The 19,716-nt window shown below is 53.3% G+C and carries 23 protein-coding genes and 1 riboswitch; of the genes, 12 read left to right on the forward strand and 11 right to left on the reverse strand.

Annotation, left to right across the window (positions count from 1 at the left end; genetic code table 11):
• Window positions 1–241 precede the first annotated feature (241 nt).
• Together HX807_RS19570 and HX807_RS19575 are read left to right on the forward strand one after the other, a co-directional pair.
• Entirely contained in the window at window positions 242–1,903 is a 1,662-nt protein-coding gene (locus tag HX807_RS19570) for an ATP-dependent endonuclease (protein ID WP_177050786.1), read from the forward strand.
• Window positions 1,842–3,083 carry a UvrD-helicase domain-containing protein gene (locus tag HX807_RS19575; RefSeq protein ID WP_317451555.1) on the forward strand — a complete coding sequence of 414 codons (1,242 nt, stop codon included), beginning with the start codon at window positions 1,842–1,844 and terminating at the stop codon, window positions 3,081–3,083. The genes HX807_RS19570 and HX807_RS19575 overlap by 62 nt, the downstream gene beginning before the upstream one ends.
• 43 nt (window positions 3,084–3,126) lie before the next feature.
• On the opposite strand, the gene HX807_RS31720 is transcribed toward HX807_RS19575, so the two are convergent.
• The 4 genes from HX807_RS31720 to arsN2 all read right to left on the reverse strand — a co-directional run bounded on the left by HX807_RS31720 (window position 3,127) and on the right by arsN2 (window position 5,683).
• Window positions 3,127–3,483 carry a hypothetical protein gene (locus tag HX807_RS31720; RefSeq protein ID WP_226298247.1) on the reverse strand — a complete coding sequence of 119 codons (357 nt, stop codon included), beginning with the start codon at window positions 3,481–3,483 and terminating at the stop codon, window positions 3,127–3,129.
• Between the two features lie 75 nt (window positions 3,484–3,558).
• Entirely contained in the window at window positions 3,559–4,728 is a 1,170-nt protein-coding gene (locus HX807_RS19585; protein ID WP_177015387.1) for a DUF3800 domain-containing protein, read from the reverse strand.
• A 61-nt stretch (window positions 4,729–4,789) separates the two neighbouring features.
• Window positions 4,790–5,158, reverse strand: coding sequence for a hypothetical protein (locus HX807_RS19590; RefSeq protein ID WP_177015388.1), 369 nt, complete (start codon window positions 5,156–5,158; stop codon window positions 4,790–4,792).
• Window positions 5,159–5,230: 72 nt separating this feature from the next.
• Window positions 5,231–5,683 carry an arsenic resistance N-acetyltransferase ArsN2 gene (gene arsN2, locus HX807_RS19595; protein WP_226298246.1) on the reverse strand — a complete coding sequence of 151 codons (453 nt, stop codon included), beginning with the start codon at window positions 5,681–5,683 and terminating at the stop codon, window positions 5,231–5,233.
• 141 nt (window positions 5,684–5,824) lie between these two features.
• On the opposite strand from arsN2, the gene HX807_RS19600 reads away from it, so the two are divergent.
• The 7 genes from HX807_RS19600 to HX807_RS19630 are packed head-to-tail and all read left to right on the forward strand — an operon-like array spanning window position 5,825 to window position 10,710.
• Window positions 5,825–6,247, forward strand: coding sequence for an arsenate reductase ArsC (locus HX807_RS19600; protein WP_177015390.1), 423 nt, complete (start codon window positions 5,825–5,827; stop codon window positions 6,245–6,247).
• Window positions 6,244–6,600 carry a metalloregulator ArsR/SmtB family transcription factor gene (locus tag HX807_RS19605; RefSeq protein ID WP_175385216.1) on the forward strand — a complete coding sequence of 119 codons (357 nt, stop codon included), beginning with the start codon at window positions 6,244–6,246 and terminating at the stop codon, window positions 6,598–6,600. The genes HX807_RS19600 and HX807_RS19605 overlap by 4 nt, the downstream gene beginning before the upstream one ends.
• 24 nt (window positions 6,601–6,624) lie before the next feature.
• Window positions 6,625–7,908 carry an arsenic transporter gene (locus tag HX807_RS19610; protein WP_177015391.1) on the forward strand — a complete coding sequence of 428 codons (1,284 nt, stop codon included), beginning with the start codon at window positions 6,625–6,627 and terminating at the stop codon, window positions 7,906–7,908.
• A gap of 16 nt (window positions 7,909–7,924) precedes the next feature.
• Window positions 7,925–8,395 (forward strand): arsenate reductase ArsC, encoded by a 471-nt coding sequence (locus HX807_RS19615; RefSeq protein WP_177015392.1) that lies wholly within the window; start codon window positions 7,925–7,927, stop codon window positions 8,393–8,395.
• Between the two features lie 47 nt (window positions 8,396–8,442).
• The gene (gene arsH / locus HX807_RS19620; protein WP_038443860.1) at window positions 8,443–9,156 is read left to right on the forward strand and encodes an arsenical resistance protein ArsH; all 714 of its coding nucleotides are present in this window, start codon (window positions 8,443–8,445) and stop codon (window positions 9,154–9,156) included.
• A 20-nt stretch (window positions 9,157–9,176) separates the two neighbouring features.
• A complete protein-coding gene (arsC, locus tag HX807_RS19625; protein ID WP_007247287.1) occupies window positions 9,177–9,599 on the forward strand; it encodes an arsenate reductase (glutaredoxin) in 423 nt (140 codons plus the stop codon).
• A gap of 37 nt (window positions 9,600–9,636) precedes the next feature.
• Window positions 9,637–10,710 (forward strand): ArsO family NAD(P)H-dependent flavin-containing monooxygenase, encoded by a 1,074-nt coding sequence (locus HX807_RS19630; RefSeq protein WP_177015393.1) that lies wholly within the window; start codon window positions 9,637–9,639, stop codon window positions 10,708–10,710.
• A 33-nt stretch (window positions 10,711–10,743) separates the two neighbouring features.
• Here the strand turns inward: HX807_RS19630 and HX807_RS19635 are convergent, their stop codons facing one another.
• The 7 genes from HX807_RS19635 to HX807_RS19665 form a co-directional block, all read right to left on the reverse strand.
• Window positions 10,744–11,289: an arsinothricin resistance N-acetyltransferase ArsN1 family B gene (locus HX807_RS19635; RefSeq protein ID WP_055135313.1), complete on the reverse strand. Its 546-nt coding sequence runs from the start codon at window positions 11,287–11,289 to the stop codon at window positions 10,744–10,746.
• Window positions 11,290–11,512: 223 nt separating this feature from the next.
• Window positions 11,513–12,682, reverse strand: a complete 1,170-nt coding sequence (gene chrA, locus HX807_RS19640) for a chromate efflux transporter (RefSeq protein WP_159936671.1) — start codon at window positions 12,680–12,682, stop codon at window positions 11,513–11,515.
• 241 nt (window positions 12,683–12,923) lie between these two features.
• Entirely contained in the window at window positions 12,924–14,126 is a 1,203-nt protein-coding gene (gene nhaA, locus HX807_RS19645) for a Na+/H+ antiporter NhaA (protein ID WP_055135311.1), read from the reverse strand.
• 310 nt (window positions 14,127–14,436) lie between these two features.
• The gene (ppa, locus tag HX807_RS19650) at window positions 14,437–14,967 is read right to left on the reverse strand and encodes an inorganic diphosphatase (protein ID WP_055135310.1); all 531 of its coding nucleotides are present in this window, start codon (window positions 14,965–14,967) and stop codon (window positions 14,437–14,439) included.
• Window positions 14,968–14,969: 2 nt separating this feature from the next.
• Window positions 14,970–15,323: a DUF190 domain-containing protein gene (locus HX807_RS19655; protein ID WP_008438039.1), complete on the reverse strand. Its 354-nt coding sequence runs from the start codon at window positions 15,321–15,323 to the stop codon at window positions 14,970–14,972.
• Window positions 15,324–15,333: 10 nt separating this feature from the next.
• Window positions 15,334–15,717 carry a fluoride efflux transporter CrcB gene (crcB, locus tag HX807_RS19660; RefSeq protein WP_055135309.1) on the reverse strand — a complete coding sequence of 128 codons (384 nt, stop codon included), beginning with the start codon at window positions 15,715–15,717 and terminating at the stop codon, window positions 15,334–15,336.
• Between the two features lie 138 nt (window positions 15,718–15,855).
• Window positions 15,856–15,917, reverse strand: a riboswitch (Fluoride riboswitch).
• Window positions 15,918–16,052: 135 nt separating this feature from the next.
• The gene (locus HX807_RS19665) at window positions 16,053–16,388 is read right to left on the reverse strand and encodes a hypothetical protein (RefSeq protein WP_055135308.1); all 336 of its coding nucleotides are present in this window, start codon (window positions 16,386–16,388) and stop codon (window positions 16,053–16,055) included.
• 465 nt (window positions 16,389–16,853) lie between these two features.
• On the opposite strand from HX807_RS19665, the gene HX807_RS19670 reads away from it, so the two are divergent.
• The 3 genes from HX807_RS19670 to HX807_RS19680 all read left to right on the forward strand — a co-directional run.
• Window positions 16,854–17,321 (forward strand): 3'-5' exoribonuclease, encoded by a 468-nt coding sequence (locus HX807_RS19670; protein ID WP_169905806.1) that lies wholly within the window; start codon window positions 16,854–16,856, stop codon window positions 17,319–17,321.
• Window positions 17,322–17,370: 49 nt separating this feature from the next.
• Window positions 17,371–18,357, forward strand: a complete 987-nt coding sequence (locus HX807_RS19675) for a hypothetical protein (protein WP_177050781.1) — start codon at window positions 17,371–17,373, stop codon at window positions 18,355–18,357.
• An 88-nt stretch (window positions 18,358–18,445) separates the two neighbouring features.
• Window positions 18,446–19,716 (forward strand): Shedu anti-phage system protein SduA domain-containing protein (locus HX807_RS19680; protein ID WP_177050783.1); only part of this gene is annotated, 1,271 nt, incomplete at its 3' end.

The raw sequence follows: 19,716 nt of genomic DNA on the forward strand, positions 1-19,716 counted from the left end.
TTGCCGGCTGGCTTTTTTTCACCTTTAGAAAGACAAGGCTCTATCCGATAGGGAGTGCGCCTGGACAAATCCATCTGTGCCACCTCTGTCTCTGACATATCCCTTTATTCGATCCCCCTAAGCTCCCGTCTCGCCATCTTTTGCCTTCAAATACTTGATATGGACAGTATCAACCTCGCGATGTACCGTCTGCTTGCTTGGGCGAAGCGCCATTATGGATAGTTATCTTGAGGGATTTAGGGTGCATGTTAAGTCGATCAAACTCATCAATTTCAAAAAATTCCGGGACGATCATCTCGAATTCAACGATGACGTGAATATTTTTGTTGGCGACAACAATGCCGGCAAAAGTACGATTCTCGAAGCGCTTGAGATCGTGCTTAACTTTAGTCACCGTGGTCGCCCCTTCAGTGGCGAGTTTTCTCCTGATCTATTTAACCAAGAAGCAGTCACGCAGTTTTTGGATACCGATCTAAGCGCCCAGCATCTGCCCAAGCTAATCATTGAGGCCTACATTGAGGGGGTGCCAGAGTACCGAGGTTCGAATAACAGCCACCAAGCCGATGCTCAGGGTGTTTTGGTGCAGGCTTGTTTCGATCCTGCACTTGCCGAAGTCTATGAACTTCGCCGACAAGCCAAGCCGTCTTTCACAAGCATTCCCGTTGAATTTTACAAGGTCGAATGGCTAGATTTTGGATGGAATCCCATAAAGCCAATTGCTAAAAAATTCAAGGCGCTTTACATCGACCCGACTCGAATTCACCCCACGTTAGGCAAGAATCAGTACATTTCCAATATCCTCAATACAGCTCTAGAAAAGGAGGAGCTTGTTAAGCTGACGCTCAATTATCGCGAGAACCTTCAAGTATTCAACACCTCAGGCGAGGTGATGGCGGTTAATGCAAATCTTGATGCAGGCCATCTGATAACTGATAGCAAGCTGTCTATAGCTGCCAGTACCTTACCCGTGGGATCCATCCAAACCGGCCTGCAGCTTGAGGTAAATGATGTTCCCTTTCACTTTATTGGAAAGGGTGAGCAGAGCAATGTGCAGATCAAACTCGCTATCCAGAACAAAGCCCATGACATTGATTTGGTGATGATGGAGGAACCGGAAAATCATCTGTCACATACCAACCTGAACAAACTTGTGCACTATATTGAAACTCAGCGTCGTTCCAAGCAGCTGTTCCTCACTACGCACAGCTCCTACGTGCTGAATAAGTTAAGTATCGACAAAATCTGCCTTGTGCAGTCTGGCTACAAGAGGCTACATACTCTAGATCCTGATGTTGTAAAGACGCTGAAGCGTCTACCTGGATACGACACGCTGCGGGTAGCACTGTCTAGAAAAGTCATCTTGGTTGAGGGGCCTTCTGACGAGCTTGTGCTGAAAAAAATCTACCTGCGTAAATATCACCATCTTCCGGAGAAAGATGGGATCGACATTATTGTTGTAAGAGGTGTGGGCTTCAAAACCTTTATCGAGGTTGGAAAGGAGATTGGTACTCGCATTCACGTACTTAGAGACAACGACAAGGACTACTTCCAGAACGTCGTGCCTGCTCAGGCGGAGTACAAGGACTATGCAAACGTAAAAATCTTCTCGTCAAAAAACGACCTGGAGTTCTCACTAGAACCGGCGATGATATATGCAAATTCAGTTGATCAGGCGTCTCTAGCTGCTTTCGCGAAGGAAATTCTATCGGCTCAGACATATAAACTTTATGGGGCCGAGGCTTCCTTGGATGACCGAAGAGAGTTTTTGATCGAGTGGTTCAGAAGTGTGAAGGGCAATGGAAAGGGAGCACGCAAGGTAGACTCAGCTATCCGATTGTTTGATGGCGACCTTGATTTCAAATATCCAGTATTTTTGGATGAGGTGCTCGATTTTGGCGAATGAGCTATGGATAGCGGGGGCAGGTTCGGGTAAGACGCATAAGATTATCAGCGATGCCGTGGACATCGTTAAGGCTGGTGGGCGGGTTCTCGTCGTCACCTACACCACCAATAATCAAGCAGAATTACGAGCGCGTTTTGTTGAACTCAACGACGGGAAAAACAGTGAGGATTTCGTCGTAAAAGGGCTGTTTTCATTCTACTTGGAAGACATGATCCGGCCTTACCAGAGCGTGGTTTTCCCAAGTCGAATTGCTGCCCATTTCTTCACTGAAAATAACCCCCATCACCTCCCAGGTGTTTTCGTAAAGGGGAGGCCTGTATACATCAAAGGGAGAGCCGAAAAACTCACTGGAGGGGCGGTCAACCCCCTGCATTATTTGACTCCTTGTAAGACTATGGCTTATTCAGGCTACCTCGCTAAACTGGTCGCTCTCGTAGGAAAACGATCCAAAAATGCACCCGCCACTCGGCTATCTAGTATTTATCAAAAGGTTTATTTCGATGAGGTGCAGGATCTGGTCGGCTGGGACTATGAGGTTATCAAGTCGCTCAATAAGATAATGCCTGATGGGATCTGGTGTGTAGGCGATTTCCGGCAGACGATCTACAGCACGACATTTGGGCACAAGGCACCGTTGACGTCTCAAGAAAAGATCGATTATTTCGTTGGTCAGCTGGGTTTCGTGGAAAAGACCATGCCCACCAATCAGCGATGTATCCAAGAAATTTGCGATCTATCCGATACGATCAATCCTGGGGTTTACGAGAAAACAATCTCTGCAGTGAAAGACGTTCCAGCCGAGATGTCTGATCACCTCGGCAGCTTCGTTGTCAGGCAATCTCAAGTTGATGACTACATATCCGCATTTCACCCGAGCGTGCTTCGGTGGAACGCCCGAACGGGTGCCGGTTACCTGCCGCCAAACCTCGTTTGTTATAATTTCGGTTCTTGCAAAGGACTAGGGTTTGACCGTGTGCTTGTGATCCCTGCGGAAAACCATCTTAAGTTTTTGGCGGGAGACGGCAAGGCGTTTGATAAGGATAAGACCGGAGAGTCCCGGAACAAGCTCTACGTTGCAATCACCCGTGCTCGCTACAGCTTGGCATTTTTGGTTGAGGACAAGAAAGTGAATGAGCTGCCGTTTCCCGTGTGGCCGGGTGTAGCCCGAGCAGTCATATGATAATAAAGCCTTATCTCAGATAGTGATGCGCGGGCCATAGTCATCATGTCGAAGCTTCGGCGTGTCTAGACTGGCTTAATTGAGCAGGGGTCAGAATCAAGTCGAACCTCATGGTTCTGGTCGGGGCCATTCCCTGCCTTTCAGCATCGGCAAAGAGATCGTCTGCCGTGGTGAGATCAATTGCGCCCATACGGCCCGTAATCTTTAGCGGGTTCAGGATACAGCGGCCCTTGATCTGGATTCTCGCGATGCCATCTTCCAGCGTCTCTGTAGCGTCGTAACCTGCCTGCCTTGCAGGATGTAGTAACATGCCGAGTCTAGTAGCAGCTTCGTACTCTGCGACCTCGCCTGTCACGCCCAGCGGCTTGCCGGTCAGGCGATAGAATCTACGCGCGAGCACCTTGGCTTCTTTCAGATCTCTAGGATTTCATCCTGGATCAGTGCAGCCTGCTGAGGTTCGTTGCCATGACTGAGTTCAGTCATCTGCAAAAGCCTCGAGCGCAGCGAGCAGCTTGGCTAGCTCAGCAAGGTTGGCAGTGACGATGTCATATTCTCCTCGACTGCTCAGCCGATACACATCGCGCGCTTTTTTAACGCGGTCGAGAAGAGGGACGACGATGCCGGATGCCCGCTCTAGGAAGTCGTTGATGTCCGCACGTGTCTGGGGGATTTTGTAACCCTTCGCCGCACTTGTGATGATGACGTCCGCATCGCGGAGTTTGGCAATGCCACTGGAGCGGACTCTCTGGCCGTTGACCTCTCCCAGTCCGCTATCTTTTAGATGGGCCATGATCTCCGTAGTCAGCACGTAATCCTTGGTGACGAATTCGCTCTGGAATCTCAAGAACCTCAAGATGCTTAGCTGCAGTCGCTCATCTTCATCGGGGTGCTTACCAACGCGCTCGCTAAAGCGGTCGGCCTGGCGGAGAGCTTCTTGGTGTACCTGGTAGTCTGCATACCCAGATTCATCCGTCGGCGGCGGCAGAAGAGACTGGTACTTGGATGGCCACTCAAGCATTCCAAGAGTCAGGCTGCGGAGGATTTTCTTGTAGGCAAGAACAGCTTCTTCCGAAGCTTTCTCTTCGTAGATCTGAGCGACTGAGCCAGCGAAGAAATCTGCAACCTGAACCAAAACGTTGTCCTTACTGGCCATCGTCTGGAAGGCATCCTTATCGCCAAATAGGTCGTCCACGAATCGTTCTGCAACGTAGCTTTTGAGGCTCTCCTGAAATTCCTGGCCACCATGCTCGTCAACGATCATCTGGAGGTCAGGGTATGCGCGGAACAAGCGTTCATAGAGCAACCCGTTCACGTATTTTATGAACGAGGTCTTGATACGGAGGCCGCCGTCTTTGTGAATTCGGGACTTATCAACGACGGTGAAATAGAGCTTGAATGGCAGCTCGGCTAGCTCGTTTAGGATCCGGGCGCGGCGATCTGAATCCTTGGGCTTCAGATTGCTAGATTTGATCTCGCCTGTTTGAAAATGCCGCTTGCGGAGCGCTTCAGCTTGGGCATAAGCAGCCTCCAGGTCTTTCTCTGCCACTAGAATGGAGCACACGATGAAGAAGTCCGAGCTTCCAGCTTTCGACGTATCTAGGTCGGAATTCCCGGACTCATCCACGAAGGCATATGTTCTGTCCATGAGCTTGCTCCATCAACAACGTACTGAGCGCGGTGGGGCGCCCAATGGCAAGGTGGCGAACTTAGTTCGTCGCAGTGGTACTGCCTGGAGCGGGGCCTTCGCTGAACGTGTAGTTGATGACCACGTCATTTCGGATCAAGACGTCGAGCGTTTTCTGAGTGCCCGTAGTCGTCACCTTCATAGTGACCACGTAGCTTTGAGCATGGGCTGAGCCGTTGGTGTAGGTGTAGATCCACTTCTCGTCAGTCTCGCTGACGGCGCTCTTGGCGTAGGGCTCGCCAAATAGCGACTTCAGTTCTGAAGTGGTGGTTTTGCCTTTGGTGATGCTCGCTACACTGGCTGACGGAAAGTCTCGTCCTGCGGTGTAGTGGGACGTAGCGCAACCGCCTAGTGCGACACAGATCCCCATTACTGCGATGAGCTTTTTCATATCCTTCCTTGATCGTAGAAAGCTCCAAATCTAGCTGGCATCGAGGCTAAAAGCCATCATCAAGGTGATCAGCTACTTTCGTGCATTCGCAGATAAGGCCTTGCACATGTAGCAAGCCGATCCAGGGCAAAGCCCCCTGAACTGCTCCGTCTGAGAAATCAGAGGCGGCGCAGAATCTCGTTGATTTACTGCATAGCCCTGTTGTTCAAAAAAGCCTGAAGCAGTTGTTGTCAGCAAATGAAATCGAGCGATTCCCTGCTCGGCGGCTTTCGCTTCAATGATCTTAAGCACCGTGACACCGACCCCTTTCGATCTGTATGTCGAGACTACGACCAGGGAACGCAGCAACCCGTCCGTACCATGCGTTTCGAAACCTCCCCATGCGACCGTCTCACTATCCTGTGTGAACTCAAAAAAGGTTCGGCCTGGAAGATCAATATCGTCTGCTGGAAGGTCAGCAAATTTCAGCGCATCGCGAAAGCGCTGCGACTGCCCTCCGGCTATTTCCGTTGCCTGGATCATCATATCCACCTCCATCCTCTCATCTCCGTTATGCCGACACGCATGGAACGTTAGGGCACATGCCGAAACAGCAGCCATCATATTCGCTTTACCGGATATTCGCCAAAGCGTATATTCGATTTTCCGTATGCATCGAGTTCCACCATGAGCCCTGCTATCAAAGTGCTTTTCGTGTGCGTTGCCAACTCAGCCCGCTCCCTGCTTGCAGAGGCTTTGCTGCGGCACACCGACCCGCGCTTCGAGGCCTTCAGTGCAGGATCTGAACCGTCTGAGGTTGATCCGCGCACCACTCAGGCATTGGAGGCAGTTGGAGTCGATGCAACGGGCCTGCGCAGCAAGTCCCTCAGCGAGTTTCAAGCTGATCGATTCGATTACGTAATCACTCTTTGTGATAAATCCGCAAGCGAGTGCCTACCAATGCCCAGTGCAGGTGAAGTCATTGCCTGGGATTTTCCTGACCCAGTAACTAGCGATGATCCTGGCGCATTTCGCCATACGCTCCACGACATCCACGAGCGCATCAAGCTCTTCGTTTTGGTCAAGACCAAACACCTGGAGGATCTATGACAGAACCCATGAACCCCACCACCTTATTCAAGTGCCTGGCGGATGACACCCGAGCAAAAATTTCGCTGCTTGTCGTGAGTGAAGGTGAGCTGTGTGTATGCGAGCTAACGGCAGCACTCGACCTGAGTCAGCCTAAGATTTCTCGTCATCTGGCCCTGCTGCGCTCTGCCGGTTTGCTTTTGGATCGTCGCCAAGGCCAGTGGGTGTATTACCGCCTGAATCCTGATTTACCCGCGTGGGTGACTGCAGTTTTGAAGGAAGTGGTAGACGCCAATCAGCAATGGCTGGAAACCGAGGCTAAGCGCCTCTGCGGCATGAACGACCGTCCGATCAACCAAACCGTGTGTAGCTGAGTCACGCCTAACCGGATTAATGAAATGCTGATTGCCGTATTGATCTTTATCGCCACCATCGTCCTTGTCATCTGGCAACCCAAGGGGCTTGGGGTTGGCTGGAGTGCGATGTTCGGTGCCATCGTGGCGTTGCTGGCAGGTGTCGTTACCCTTGCCGACATACCAGAGGTTTGGCGCATTGTCTGGAATGCCACTGGGACTTTCATCGCGGTCATCATCATTAGTCTGCTGCTTGATGAGGCAGGTTTTTTCAAGTGGGCTGCGCTGCATGTGGCCCGATGGGGAGGCGGGAGCACGCGCAAGCTGTTCGCATTTATCGTCCTGTTGGGCGCAGCGGTGTCGGCCCTGTTCGCCAATGACGGAGCAGCATTGATCCTCACACCCATTGTGATCGCGATGTTGCTGGCGTTGCGTTTTTCTCCTGCGGCTACGTTGGCATTCGTCATGGCAGCCGGTTTTATCGCTGATACGGCGAGCTTACCGCTGGTGGTTTCCAACCTGGTAAACATCGTTTCTGCCGACTACTTCGATATCGGCTTCAACGAATATGCTTCGATCATGGTGCCGGTAAACATCGTCAGCGTGGCGGCGACATTAGCCATGCTGCTGTGGTTTTTCCGCAAAGATCTACCAAAGACCTATGACCTCAACCAACTGGACAATCCGGACGAGGCGATCCACGACCGGGCCACTTTTGTAGCCGGTTGGTGGGTGCTGGCACTACTGCTGATCGGCTTCTTTGTCATTGAGCCATTAGGGGTGCCAATCAGCGCCATTGCAGCGGTCTGTGCATTCATTCTTTACGTCATCGCGGCTCGTGGCCACGCCATCAACACAGGCAAGGTGCTCAAAGAGGCGCCATGGCAGGTGGTGATTTTTTCTTTGGGTATGTACCTGGTTGTTTATGGCCTGAAGAACGCCGGCCTGACCGACCACATCGCGCAGTTCCTGAACGTGTTCGCCGGTTATGGCGTTTGGGGCGCGTCCCTTGGTACAGGGCTGCTAACAGCGTTGCTGTCTTCGATCATGAACAACATGCCCACCGTTCTGGTAGGCGCCTTATCCATTCATGCCGCTGAAGTCGATGGTGTAGTCCAGCAAGCGATGGTTTACGCCAACATCATCGGCTGCGATTTGGGCCCGAAGATCACCCCAATTGGGAGCTTGGCAACTCTGTTGTGGCTGCACGTGCTCGCCCGGAAAAACATAACGATCAGTTGGGGTTATTACTTCAAGACCGGGATCGTGCTGACCGTGCCCATCCTCGTCGCCACATTGTCCGCCCTGGCACTGCGCCTCAGTTTCTGAATCAAGGAATCTTCTGATGAAAGTCTTGTTCATGTGCACCCACAACAGCTGCCGCAGCATTCTGTCCGAGGCGCTTTTCAACCACTTGGCGCCCGAGGGTGTAGAAGCCGTCAGCTCAGGAAGCTTTCCCAGTGGCCGGGTGAATCAACGGGCATTGCAAACGCTGGAGGCGGCGAGTATCTCCACGGCGGGCTTGAGCAGCAAGGCTTCGGATGCTTTTGAAGGCTCGCCTCCAGACATCGTGATCACTGTCTGTGACCGGGCTGCGGGTGAGGCATGCCCAATCTTCTTCGGGCCCGCTTTGAAAGCGCATTGGGGGCTGGCCGACCCGTCTGAGGCTAGCGGGTCGGAAGCCGAGATCACCGCAGCGTTTGAAGCCACACTGGCCAAAATTCACGAGCGCGTGAGCGCATTTCTTGCGCTGCCACTGAAGATCATCAGCGCTGAACAGTTGAAAGCTGAACTGGATCGCATCGGTTCGCTTTAAAGATCAACCGAGGGGGTGTCCAACCTGGCGCCGCCGTAGGAGTTTTTATGCAAGACACATTGCCGAACGTACACGCCGACCTGATCGACATTCCGTCGCTGGAGCAACTGTCGCCTCGCACGCCTTCGCTCCATAAACCTCGCATTCTTCTGCTGTATGGATCAACGCGAGAGCGCTCATTCAGCCGGTTAGTCACGCAAGAGGCGGCACGCCTGCTGAATGAGTTTGGCGCTGAAACCAAGATCTTTGACCCATCGGGTCTGCCGCTTCCGGATGACGCTGCCGATACACATCCCAAGGTCGCTGAGCTGCGCGAGCTGATGCAATGGTCTGAGGGGCAGGTGTGGTGCTCCCCTGAGCGTCACGGCTCCATGAGTGCAGTATTCAAAGCCCAAATTGACTGGGTTCCGCTGGCGATAGGTGCTGTACGACCTACGCAAGGAAAGACCCTTGCAGTGATGCAGGTCTGCGGTGGCTCGCAATCTTTCAACGTGGTTAATCAGCTGCGCGTACTGGGCCGATGGATGCGGATGTTCACCATCCCAAACCAATCTTCGGTTGCCAAGGCATTTACCGAGTTCGACGAGGCAGGTCGTATGAAGCCGTCCTCGTACTACGACCGTCTCGTGGACGTGATGGAAGAGCTGATGAAGTTCACCCTGCTGTTGCGGGATCGCCAGGATTATTTGGTTGATCGGTACTCCGAGCGTAAAGAGTCCGCCGAAGAGCTTTCCAAACGCGTCAACCAGCGCTCCATCTAACGTCAGTACGAGGAAGCGATATGAGCCAGATCACGATCTACCACAACCCCGAATGCGGCACCTCTCGCAACACCTTGGAGTTGATCCGTAACAGCGGGGAAGAACCGACGGTTATCGAGTACCTGAAGAACCCGCCTGATCGCACCACACTTGTCAGACTCATAGAGGATATGGGTATCGGAGTGCGGGCTCTTTTGCGTATCAAAGGCACTCCGTACGAAGAGCTGGGATTGGGCGATGCATCGCTGACGAACGAACAGCTCATCGATGCCATGATGGCTCACCCTATCCTCATCAATCGCCCCATCGTCGTGACGCCCTTGGGTACACGCTTGTGTCGTCCGTCAGAGGCAGTCCTCGACCTTCTACCGCAGGAGCAGCGCGGCAGCTTCGTCAAAGAAGACGGACAAGTCGTCATTGATGAGCACGGTCGCAGAGTCTGATACGACAACGGTGAGGTGCCGCGATTGAGCCTGGAGGATGCTGGTGAGTCAGAATTCGAAACTTGATGTTGTGGTCATTGGCGGTGGTCAATCAGCGCTGACAGTCGCCTATTTTTTGAAGCGGTCAGGCTTGTCTTACGTGCTGCTCGATGCGGAGTCGGCACCAGGAGGAGCCTGGCGGCATGGCTGGGACTCGCTGCGACTCTTCTCTCCATCGGCATGGAGCTCGATTGCGGGCTGGCCGATGCCTGCCGTATCAGAAGAAACGCCTCACCGTGATGATGTTATCGACTATCTGACTCTGTACGAGCGTCGATATGACTTCCCCATCATCCGATCCACCAGGGTGACCCGTGTCGAAAAAATCGAAGAAGGATTACGGGTTGTCTCCGGGGATAGAAACTGGGATGCCAAGGCGGTTATCAGTGCAACAGGCACCTGGAGCCGCCCATTTACCCCTAGCTATGCCGGACAGGAGTTGTTCGTACGGCAGCAGCTTCATTCCGCTCATTACGTTGGGCCGAATGAGTTTGAGGGGAAAACCGTCCTTGTCGTGGGTGGTGGCAACTCGGGAGCCCAGATTTACGCCGAGGTTTCTAAAGTGGCTCAGGCAATCTGGGTAACTCAAAAGGCTCCAAAGTTTCTACCTGATGAGGTTGATGGGCGCGTCCTGTTCGAACGAGCTACTGCTCGATTGAAGGCGCAACAGGAAGGTGTGGAGCCTGAACAACCCGCTGGGGGGCTGGGCGACATCGTAATGGTGCCATCGGTGAAGGACGCTCGTGAACGCGGTGTATTGAGCGCAGTACGGCCATTCACGCACTTCACTTCAACAGGCGTTGTTTGGTCATCAGGAGACGAAACAGCGGTGGATGTCGTCATCTGGTGCACTGGGTTTTCTCCAGCGCTCGACCACCTGGGCAACCTGGGTATCGTTGACGATGACGGTAAAGTCGCCGTGAATGAAAACCGGAGTGTTGCTTCACCTAATCTGTGGCTGGTGGGCTACGGCGATTGGACGGGGCTAGCCTCCGCTACATTGATCGGAGTGACCCGCTCCGCTCGAGATGTAGTCAACCAAGTCCAAAGCTATCTCACAAGCGAAGCCTGATGGCTCGCGAAGCAAATCGAGTGCGCCTACTGTTTATACGACTTCAAGATCGGGGAAGAGAATAGGCTCCAGTGGCGGAGTTGCCTGGCACAGTCCGAGCCGCCAGTAGCCGACGTCGTGCCATTTCCCAAGCTTGAAGCCAACCTCCGGATATGTACCGATGTGGACGAATCCCAGCGACTCGTGCAGACCCACACTGCCTTCATTGGGCTGAGCAATTCCGGCGTAAGCTGCACGAAAGCACTGTTTTTCAAGGATCGGAAGCAAAGTCTCATAGAGCTCACGGCCAACGCCCTGACGGCGAGCCGATTCAGCTACGTACACCGTCACGTCCACCGCCCACCGGTAGGCTGGACGTGCGCGGTGCTGGCTGGCATAGGCGTAGCCCTCGATCTCCCCACCTTCTTCGGCCACTAGGTAGGGATACGTCTGAAGTGTCGTCGCTATCCGCTGAGCAATCTCCTCACCGCTTGGCGGGGTCTCTTCGAATGAGATCGCCGTGTTCGAAACTATGGGAGCATAAATGCGCTGGATTGCCTGTGCATCTGTAACCACTGCAGCTCGAATTCTGACAGGCATGTGAGTCGTCCCTGAATAAAAGTTTGAAAATTACCTTTCCCGGATCAGTTTCGCCATTAGCCCATTTGAAAAAAACGAGCTGTGTGAAATCTAAAATTCAGGTCGCAATGCATGTTCTCAGTTCTGCACCTTCGGCTCATCAAATTCATCGGCTGCATCAACAACGCAGAACACTGTAAGCGTGCGCTAAGCGACCCGTCCTGACGGCATCGCTTAGCCGACCTCAAAATAAAATGCTGAGTAACCATCCGATAAGACCTCCCGCCAGGACGACCAACCATGTAGGAACCTTCCAGAACATCAAAGCCACAAGCGCTATCAGCGCCAAGCCAAAATCTGTAGGAATCAATATGGCGCTCGTCCAGACTGGGTTATACAAGGCTGCCAGGAGAAGGCCTACAACTGCTGCGTTTACGCCTGAAAGTGCGGCTTGGGTGCGTAAGCTTTTCCGCAGTTGCTCCCAAAATGGCAACACGCCGATTACGAGCAAGAACGAAGGAGCAAAAATTGCAACGACGCACGCGGTAGCCCCGAGCCAACCAGAAGGTTGGGCATTCATGGACGCGCCAAGAAATGCTGCGAAGGTAAAAAGTGGGCCTGGTACGGCCTGTGCTAAGCCATATCCGGCAAGAAACGTGTCATTGGCTACCCATCCGTTCGGCACGGTCGCCGACTGAAGCAACGGCAGCACAACATGCCCACCTCCGAAAACTAATGACCCGGCGCGGAAAAAGGCGTTTACCACAGCTAACGCTTGTGAGGGCCACAACTGAACCAGCAATGGCAGGCCAGCTAACAGGCCGAAGAACAGCAGCAACGACACCACACCGACTTTCCTGCTCACCGGTATCGGCAAAGACTCAGTAGTCTGGCTTTGATCGGTTTTGAAGAGCATTAGTCCTATGACGGCACCGAAGAAAATCACGCCGATCTGCCCCCAAGCATGTGGCCAAAGCATTGCAGCATAAGCCGCAAACACGGCGACGGTTATTCGAGGGGCATCAGTGCAAAGACTACGGCCCATTCCCCAGACGGCTTGAGCAACGACAGCCACCGCGACAATTTTAAGACCGTGCAAAAGACCGCTCGGAAACGCGCCTCCCCACGCGGACATACCCTGAGCGAATAAAACCAAGATTATTGCCGAAGGCAATGTGAAACCTGCCCACGCAGCGACTGCTCCTGGAAATCCGGCACGAGAAAGTCCTATACCTATGCCAACCTGGCTACTGGCGGGCCCCGGCAAGAATTGGCACAGGGCAATCAAATCCCCATAACTGCGCTCGCTCAGCCATTGGCGTCGGGCAACGAATTCTTCGCGAAAGTAAGCTAGATGTGCAATCGGGCCTCCGAAAGAAGTGAGACCTAGGCGCAGGAATACCAGAAATACCATCCATGGGGACTCAGTCGTAACACCCTTTGAACGTCCCTCGGCTGACAAGATTCGTTACTCCCCACATGACTGCTATAGAACACCAAATACGACGGCCTCCCTCACCGGCATATCTCGGCTTCGATATGCCGTCGCACACTGTATCGTGATCCTAACGACAAAATGATGGCACTTCGTTAGACGGTGCTCCTACAGCAGAAATTCTGATGGAGAGAAATTCTGCTGTCAGCTCATTTTCTAATCACCTCGATAGAGTGGCTGTGGCAACGGCAGGCGCAGCGCTGCGACGCAAAATCAGGACTCCACCGATTGCAGCCAAGGTCGAACCGATCAACACGCCGACTTTTACCTCGTCAATCAGGTGAGCTGATCCAGCAAACGCCAAGTTGCCAATGAACAGGCTCATGGTGAAGCCGATGCCACACAGGAGCGCAACGCCGTAAAGCTGTGCCCAATTGCTGCCTTCTGGTAGTTTGGCCAGGCCCATACGAATGGCAAGAGCAGCCAATAGGAAGATGCCAATCTGCTTGCCCACCAACAAGCCCAGCGCAACACCCAGAGGAACCGGATCGACTAGGTTCTCCATGGAAATACCTGCCAGTGAAACGCCCGCATTGGCGAAGCCGAAAATCGGCACCACAGCGAACGCAACCCACATGTGCAGCTTTTCCTCCAGGAATAGCAGTGGAGACCGGGCTTCCTCTTCAGGCTTGCCCATTGGGACGCACAGAGCTACAGCGACACCCGCAAGGGTGGCATGCACTCCCGACTGCAGCACGAAGAACCACAGCACACCGCCGACCAGCAAATAAGGGAATAATCGTCTGACGCCCAATCGATTCATTGCGATCAGAATGACCAGGGTTACGAGCGATGCCAGCAACATCGGCATGGAAAGACCGGTGGTGTAGAAAAAGGCGATGATGACTACAGCACCCAGGTCGTCAATGATCGCCAAGGCGGCGAGGAAGACCTTCAGCGACGTAGGGACTCGCTTACCTAGGAGCGACAAGACGCCCAGGGCGAACGCGATGTCGGTAGCGGCAGGGATAGCCCACCCCTTCAAGGTCTCAGAATTCCCCCAGTTGATTGCGATGTAGATCAGCGCAGGCACCACCATGCCGCCTATAGCACCAAATCCCGGCAAGGCACGCTGGCCCCAAGTGGATAGCCCGCCTGCCAGAACCTCCCTTTTGATCTCAAGGCCGACCATCAGGAAGAAGATAGCCATCAGGCCATCATTGACCCAATGCTCCACAGACATGCCCAGCCAGACACTGTGCAAGGCGGCAAAATAACCTTGCGAGAGAGGCGAGTTAGCCACAATTAAGGCCGCGAGTGCTGCGCCCATCAGTACGAGACCGCCAGCGGATTCCGACGATAGGAAGCGAGCCAGGATCGCGGCTGCTCTAGGGGTTTCTGCGGGAGTTCTGCTGTGAGTCATCAGTGTCCTTACGCTTTGATCCAAAGCGATTATTTTAACATCCGAGGTTTACCAACGCGGCAGGGCACATAGCCTGTAACGATTTACACCAAGCCCTAATCAGCCTCCAGCCTGTTCCCCGGCAGAGGCTCGCTCACGAAACTCAGGAGCACGCTCCAAGCGCATATCCTCAATAGGCGAGCGAACATTGATCATTCCTTACAGGCGTGTGGTTCCCCGGATATTTGATGATTGAAGCAACTGAAACCCACCATAAATGCCCGCACCTCAGCGCGATCCTCCGACTGTGGCATTTCAATCTGGAGTAAGCCTATTTGGGGATATACGCTGCTACCGACTTGCGAATTTCTTCCCGCGCTTCATCCGCGCTCCCCCAACGCCCCATCTTCACCCACTTACCCGGCTCCAGTGCCTTGTAGTTTTCGAAAAAATGCTGGATCTGTGCGAGGAGTAACGCAGGGAGGTCTGAGCACTCCTTTACATCGCTGTACATTGAGCTGAGTTTTTCATGAGGCACTGCGATCACCTTGGCATCCGCACCAGCTTCGTCCGTCATGTACATCACACCCACCGGGCGACTGCGGATGACAACGCCAGGTGAGACGGGATAAGGGCAAACCACCAGGACGTCCAGCGGATCACCATCGTCGCTCAGCGTGTTCGGGATAAACCCGTAGTTGGCCGGATAGAACATCGGTGTGCTGAGGAAGCGGTCAACGAAGATCTGCCCACTTGGCTTGTCCACTTCGTACTTGATCGGAGTGTGGTTTGCAGGAATCTCGATAACGGTGAAAAAGTCATCGGGGATGGCTTTGCCAGCTGGGATGTCCGCGTAGCTCATGTTCATAGCTCCGAAGTTGTGGAGGGGGCTGCGCTGGAAGGCGTTTTTCCAAGGGTGCCCATCTCGATTGGCGTCTTAGTGAAAAACACCGATATCTCCTCGGAGTCCAGTCGTGTGAACAACCGTTCTGCCTCATCTTCCGTGATTGCCAAGCGAATCTCCGTGGGTTGATCCGCCAGCTCAAAAAAGTGCGATGAATGCAGTTTTCCGGTGTGCCCAAACCCTTCGATTCCAGTGCAGAGCGTGGCGCCTCGCAAACCCATTTCTTTAGCCACGTCGACGATCCATTCGCCTAGCATCTTTCCCTGATAGCGACGGTTTTGTTGAGTAAAGAAAACGACCATAAAGCCTTTCATTTCGATCTCCTCAGCGAGTACCAATCATTTGGTAGGACAGAAGCCCGGCAGCAGTCATCGCTAACGAACCTACGACGTGCAACGAAATTGAGCCGAGCGCCCAGAGCAGTCTGCCTTCCTGAATCAAGGCAACCGTTTCGGCTGAAAATGTGGAAAAGGTGGTAAGCCCACCACAGAAGCCCGTGATGATCAGGAGACGCCACTCTGGGCTTAGGGTCGGAGATGCGGCCAAGAAGGCGATGGCCAAGCCGATGATGTAACCCCCAACCATGTTCGCGACCACAGTACCTGGAGGAATCGTTGGGAACAGAGCATTCAGCTTCATCCCCAAGAGCCAACGCAACCAAGCTCCAAGTGAAGCGCCAACAGCGATGACGATTAATGACTTCAGCATGGCGAGCCCACCTCATCAGACCTGAATGGAATAACAGGCGGAGGGCAGGTGCAGAGAAGAAATCGAGACTCGAAGGGTAAGATCATATCCTGTCCTAAATTGGAGGACAGGGAGGCACACCTACGCACCCTGTCCAGGGTTCACGTAGGCATCATCAGCACGAAGGCGGTTAAAGGAGGAATGCCATCTCCTGTTCTGATCCTATAGCATCAGCGCCAATGGCATCAAGAGCAGTTACACGCGAGCGATCTGAAGGCCCCTTCGGCCAGGCAAGATGGTTGATCAATGATCCAGGCAGGGGTCGACCCTTCGCCCAACCAGATTAGTTGGCGCGTCTACATCGATTTAACCGATACCACTTCCACATACTTGTACTTTTTCCTAGCAGCCTTCACAGCCTCCTGCTCAGCAAGCAACGAGCTCAACGTGTCGGCCTCGTGGATAAACTCATGCATCTTCCCCTCGAATTCGTTTCCAACCCGAAGCGTGACCTTCAGCCTAGGCGTAAATGCTTTTGCCACTTTCTTCTTCGCTGCTGGAGCGACCAGCGGTTTGGCGAGCACAACTTCTTCCACGGGCTCCGGCACTAGCGACGTAGAAACTTGCTCCTCTGGCTGAGGTGTGCCGAAAAGGGCATGACGCATTTCTTCTTCAGTTAAATCAGAGCTCATAGAACATCTCAAAGGGACGCATTTCGCTGGGCAAGTTCTAATAGGATTGTTGCTGACCGGTGTTCGGGGAGCCTGCGGAGACGTCAAATCCCCAATTCGATTTCAATACAAGAGCCTCGCAAGGCTCGCGAAAGCTGCGCCTTTGGCAGCAGTGTAATGAGCCCATCAACTAAGTTGCTAGCGTGACGAGCGTACAGCGTGACTGTGCCTGCATCAGGCGTTCGACCTGGCACGATGGCACCTACCCGCTGCTGGGCAATTTTCAGTATGCTCAAGACGTCCTGACTCACCTCATTGGTGGACAGGTGTTCAACCAATGGTCTGGGTGGAGGGGCGGCGCGGCTCCACATTTCTATGACCGCTTGGAGGAGTCCGTCTGAGCCAAGATGCTCGAGGGCCATTTCCCATAGCTGACCTTCCTGCGCCATATCCAGGCGAGCCCTAGTCATTACGGAGTTCTAGCAAGTGAGGCTCTTTCTTGATTGCGAGTTTTCCCAGCTCTCGGCGGCTGCGAAGCTGATATCACTCGCATTGGTGGCTGAGGATGGGCGCGAATTCTACGTGGAATTGCTCGATGCTTGGCAAGAAGAAGACTGCAGTGATTTCGTTAAGGAAATCGTGCTTCCGCAGCTGTGGGGTGGGAGCTACGCATTGCCCATTGTTGAAGCCAGGATGTCGCTGCTCAGGTTTCTGACGTCGTTCAAAAAGGAGGTCGAGATCGTCACTGATGCTCCCCAGTACGACTGGGAGCTTTTTTGCGATCTAGTCTATGACGGCGGGCGATGGCCCAGAATCGTTCGTAACTTTCCTACTGACGCAACGACACTTACTCCGACTAGCGAGGGTGAGGAACTGCCTCACCACGCCTTGCTCGACGCCAGGATTATTGCCGGCATGTTTGCGCCAATGTACCGAGGGAACGGGTTATCCTGATCAGAGCACGGATCAACCATTTGGATTGGGCTGAAGAGTGGGGCGAAGCATGAAATGGAAAGCGCGCACGACAGAGCAAGTCGCGGAGCTAATCTGCGGGGACAACACAGAAGGCTATTTCCGCTACCTCACCGGCCCCAATTTGACTCGGTTCTTCAGGGACGCCGACACAGATTTCGTCCATGACGGCTCAACGCGCCGATTCTGGGTTGCGGATGTCCTTCAAAAAATCCTGGATTTTCCAAGCTCAAATCCGTCGATGCCACCAGATGCAATGCTCCGTGTGATTCGCCTTCTCATGGATAATGAAGATGCCTTCAACGAGAAGCCGCCCCGCTTGAACGCGCTCATGGCAATAAACGGAGCGATCAAGCGCGAGGGCTTTGAGGCATTCTTTGCAGATGACGACCAGTGCTATCTGCGTCACTGCCGCACCGGCGCAATAGGAAATGAATCCGCGAGCCCCCACCGTCCTCTTTCTGCCGCAGAAATTGAGAAGAAAAATCAGCTGATCTTGTACCTTGATCAGTGCTCAGAGGACGATCTGATTGAGCATGTCCTGCTTCCTCTGTTCAGGCAGTTAGGATTCGCTCGGATCACATCTACAGGGCACAAAGACAAAGCCTTGGAGTATGGGAAAGACATCTGGATGAAGTTCACGCTTCCCACCCAGCACGTCATCTACTTTGGCATCCAAGTGAAGAAGGGAAAACTAGATTCCTCCGGAGTGACGAAGGGAGGACAAGCCAACGTCGCCGAGATCCATAACCAGGTGCTGATGATGTTGGGCCACGAAATCTTTGATTCAGAGCTCAGCAAACGCGTCTTGGTCGATCACGCTTTCATCGTCGCGGGTGGAGAAATCACCAAGGCTGCTAGAAACTGGATCGGTGGCAAGCTCGATCAATCCAAGCGGAGTCAGATCCTCTTCATGGATAGAGAGGACATCGTCAATCTCTTCGTGGTGTCGCCCTTGATCGTTCCGCAAGTGCCGAGAAAAGCATCTGTACTATTCGACGACCCAATCCCCTTTTAGATGGGTATGGCTAGTCGCCTATCGTGGAATTACATCCCTAGTTCCAAATCGATCTATAAAGATGCCCTACGACCAAGGATGATCGCCAATGCCTTCTATGCGCCCCTCTCAATACGCCATGCAGCAGCGCACCGACGGAGGGCCTTTCCTTCGTATTGATCTTAGTGACGCAGTGGTGCTGACCGAGGAGGAGCTTAAGGCCGTCGAATTAGGAGAGGAGTATGAGTCGATTAGCGACGAGATCTATGGGACGTCTCGTGTCTACTACAGCGATGTCGCTCTGTTAGATGATGCGCCTGGTTGGCATCTGATTTTGGAGGTGGCTCCGGAGTATCTGACTCTTTATCCCATCAATGCTCGGTTTGAACATCCTGAATACGCTCAGCCCAAGTACGAAGCCATCACTTCGATCATCATTACCAGACCCGTTTACCAGCCTTATACACATCCGACCGATGAGTACGAAGTCGATGAGCTGCTTAGCGGTATACCAGCTGGGTTATCAAAGGATTGGCGATACGGCCTAGGTTTTCATTACGAATACCGATACCTAGTAAACGCGCTGAGTCCGTTGGAGGGAGTGGACACGCTCATCCTGCACGGCGGTACTGGTAGCAACGCTGCAAAGGTTAAGGGCAACGAGTTCTACATTGGAGTTGATCTTCTTGACCGTCTGAAGAAGAGCTTGGATCGATTGACGCAGCGACATCAGCGAGAGACTGCAGCGGACAAAAAACTCGTCTGTTACACCAGCTTGCTGCATCAGGCAGCGCCGGAGCTGTACCCAGCCAAGGCACGAAAGCTACCTCCGGATCTGCTTGCTAGCTTAGTTTCATTGGGGTCGGCGACGCCTACTCTTTCATCTAATGATCAGCAGCAGGCAGTCAAGCTGGCGCAACAGAGCGTCCCTACCCTGGCGAAATCCGCACCACACACTCTCTACAACCTGAAGGCGGAGATTGAACTGGTCACCCTTGGCCAGCTCATTGACGTCTATAAAAAAATGATGGAAAGCAACGTTGCGGAGCCGAAATGGCAGAGCTTCCTCAGCGGAAACCCATTTATTCTCGACATGGCCTTCGGATACCCCGTTAAGAAAATTGCCGACCAACCCTACGTAGGCGGTAAGAATTTTAGTGGTCGGGGTGGGCAGTATTCCGACTTCCTAATGGCAGCCAAGGCTACCGGCAACCTTGCGTTGATCGAGATCAAACATCCCCAGCATGATCTATTGGGGAGACAGTACCGGCAAACCTATATCCCGTCCTTCGAACTGAGTGGATCGGTCGCCCAGATCGTCAGTCAGCGAAGCAACGTACAGCGCGAGATAGATAGCCGTATCCGTCCGGCAAAGTCATC

Origin of the sequence: Pseudomonas sp. D8002 (genome assembly GCF_013385695.1) — a bacterium.
Lineage (GTDB): Bacteria > Pseudomonadota > Gammaproteobacteria > Pseudomonadales > Pseudomonadaceae > Aquipseudomonas.

What these genes read in the sequence shown, in the direction of transcription:
- HX807_RS19575 (WP_317451555.1), top strand. Translation starts at nt 1,842, where the DNA reads ATGGCGACCTTGATTTCAAATATCCAGTATTTTTGGATGAGGTGCTCG.
- HX807_RS19585 (WP_177015387.1), bottom strand. Translation starts at nt 4,728, where the DNA reads ATGGACAGAACATATGCCTTCGTGGATGAGTCCGGGAATTCCGACCTA.
- HX807_RS19590 (WP_177015388.1), bottom strand. Translation starts at nt 5,158, where the DNA reads ATGAAAAAGCTCATCGCAGTAATGGGGATCTGTGTCGCACTAGGCGGT.
- arsN2 (WP_226298246.1), bottom strand. Translation starts at nt 5,683, where the DNA reads ATGATGATCCAGGCAACGGAAATAGCCGGAGGGCAGTCGCAGCGCTTT.
- HX807_RS19600 (WP_177015390.1), top strand. Translation starts at nt 5,825, where the DNA reads ATGAGCCCTGCTATCAAAGTGCTTTTCGTGTGCGTTGCCAACTCAGCC.
- HX807_RS19605 (WP_175385216.1), top strand. Translation starts at nt 6,244, where the DNA reads ATGACAGAACCCATGAACCCCACCACCTTATTCAAGTGCCTGGCGGAT.
- HX807_RS19610 (WP_177015391.1), top strand. Translation starts at nt 6,625, where the DNA reads ATGCTGATTGCCGTATTGATCTTTATCGCCACCATCGTCCTTGTCATC.
- HX807_RS19615 (WP_177015392.1), top strand. Translation starts at nt 7,925, where the DNA reads ATGAAAGTCTTGTTCATGTGCACCCACAACAGCTGCCGCAGCATTCTG.
- arsH (WP_038443860.1), top strand. Translation starts at nt 8,443, where the DNA reads ATGCAAGACACATTGCCGAACGTACACGCCGACCTGATCGACATTCCG.
- arsC (WP_007247287.1), top strand. Translation starts at nt 9,177, where the DNA reads ATGAGCCAGATCACGATCTACCACAACCCCGAATGCGGCACCTCTCGC.
- HX807_RS19630 (WP_177015393.1), top strand. Translation starts at nt 9,637, where the DNA reads ATGCTGGTGAGTCAGAATTCGAAACTTGATGTTGTGGTCATTGGCGGT.
- HX807_RS19635 (WP_055135313.1), bottom strand. Translation starts at nt 11,289, where the DNA reads ATGCCTGTCAGAATTCGAGCTGCAGTGGTTACAGATGCACAGGCAATC.
- chrA (WP_159936671.1), bottom strand. Translation starts at nt 12,682, where the DNA reads ATGGTATTTCTGGTATTCCTGCGCCTAGGTCTCACTTCTTTCGGAGGC.
- nhaA (WP_055135311.1), bottom strand. Translation starts at nt 14,126, where the DNA reads ATGACTCACAGCAGAACTCCCGCAGAAACCCCTAGAGCAGCCGCGATC.
- ppa (WP_055135310.1), bottom strand. Translation starts at nt 14,967, where the DNA reads ATGAGCTACGCGGACATCCCAGCTGGCAAAGCCATCCCCGATGACTTT.
- HX807_RS19655 (WP_008438039.1), bottom strand. Translation starts at nt 15,323, where the DNA reads ATGAAAGGCTTTATGGTCGTTTTCTTTACTCAACAAAACCGTCGCTAT.
- crcB (WP_055135309.1), bottom strand. Translation starts at nt 15,717, where the DNA reads ATGCTGAAGTCATTAATCGTCATCGCTGTTGGCGCTTCACTTGGAGCT.
- HX807_RS19665 (WP_055135308.1), bottom strand. Translation starts at nt 16,388, where the DNA reads ATGAGCTCTGATTTAACTGAAGAAGAAATGCGTCATGCCCTTTTCGGC.
- HX807_RS19675 (WP_177050781.1), top strand. Translation starts at nt 17,371, where the DNA reads ATGAAATGGAAAGCGCGCACGACAGAGCAAGTCGCGGAGCTAATCTGC.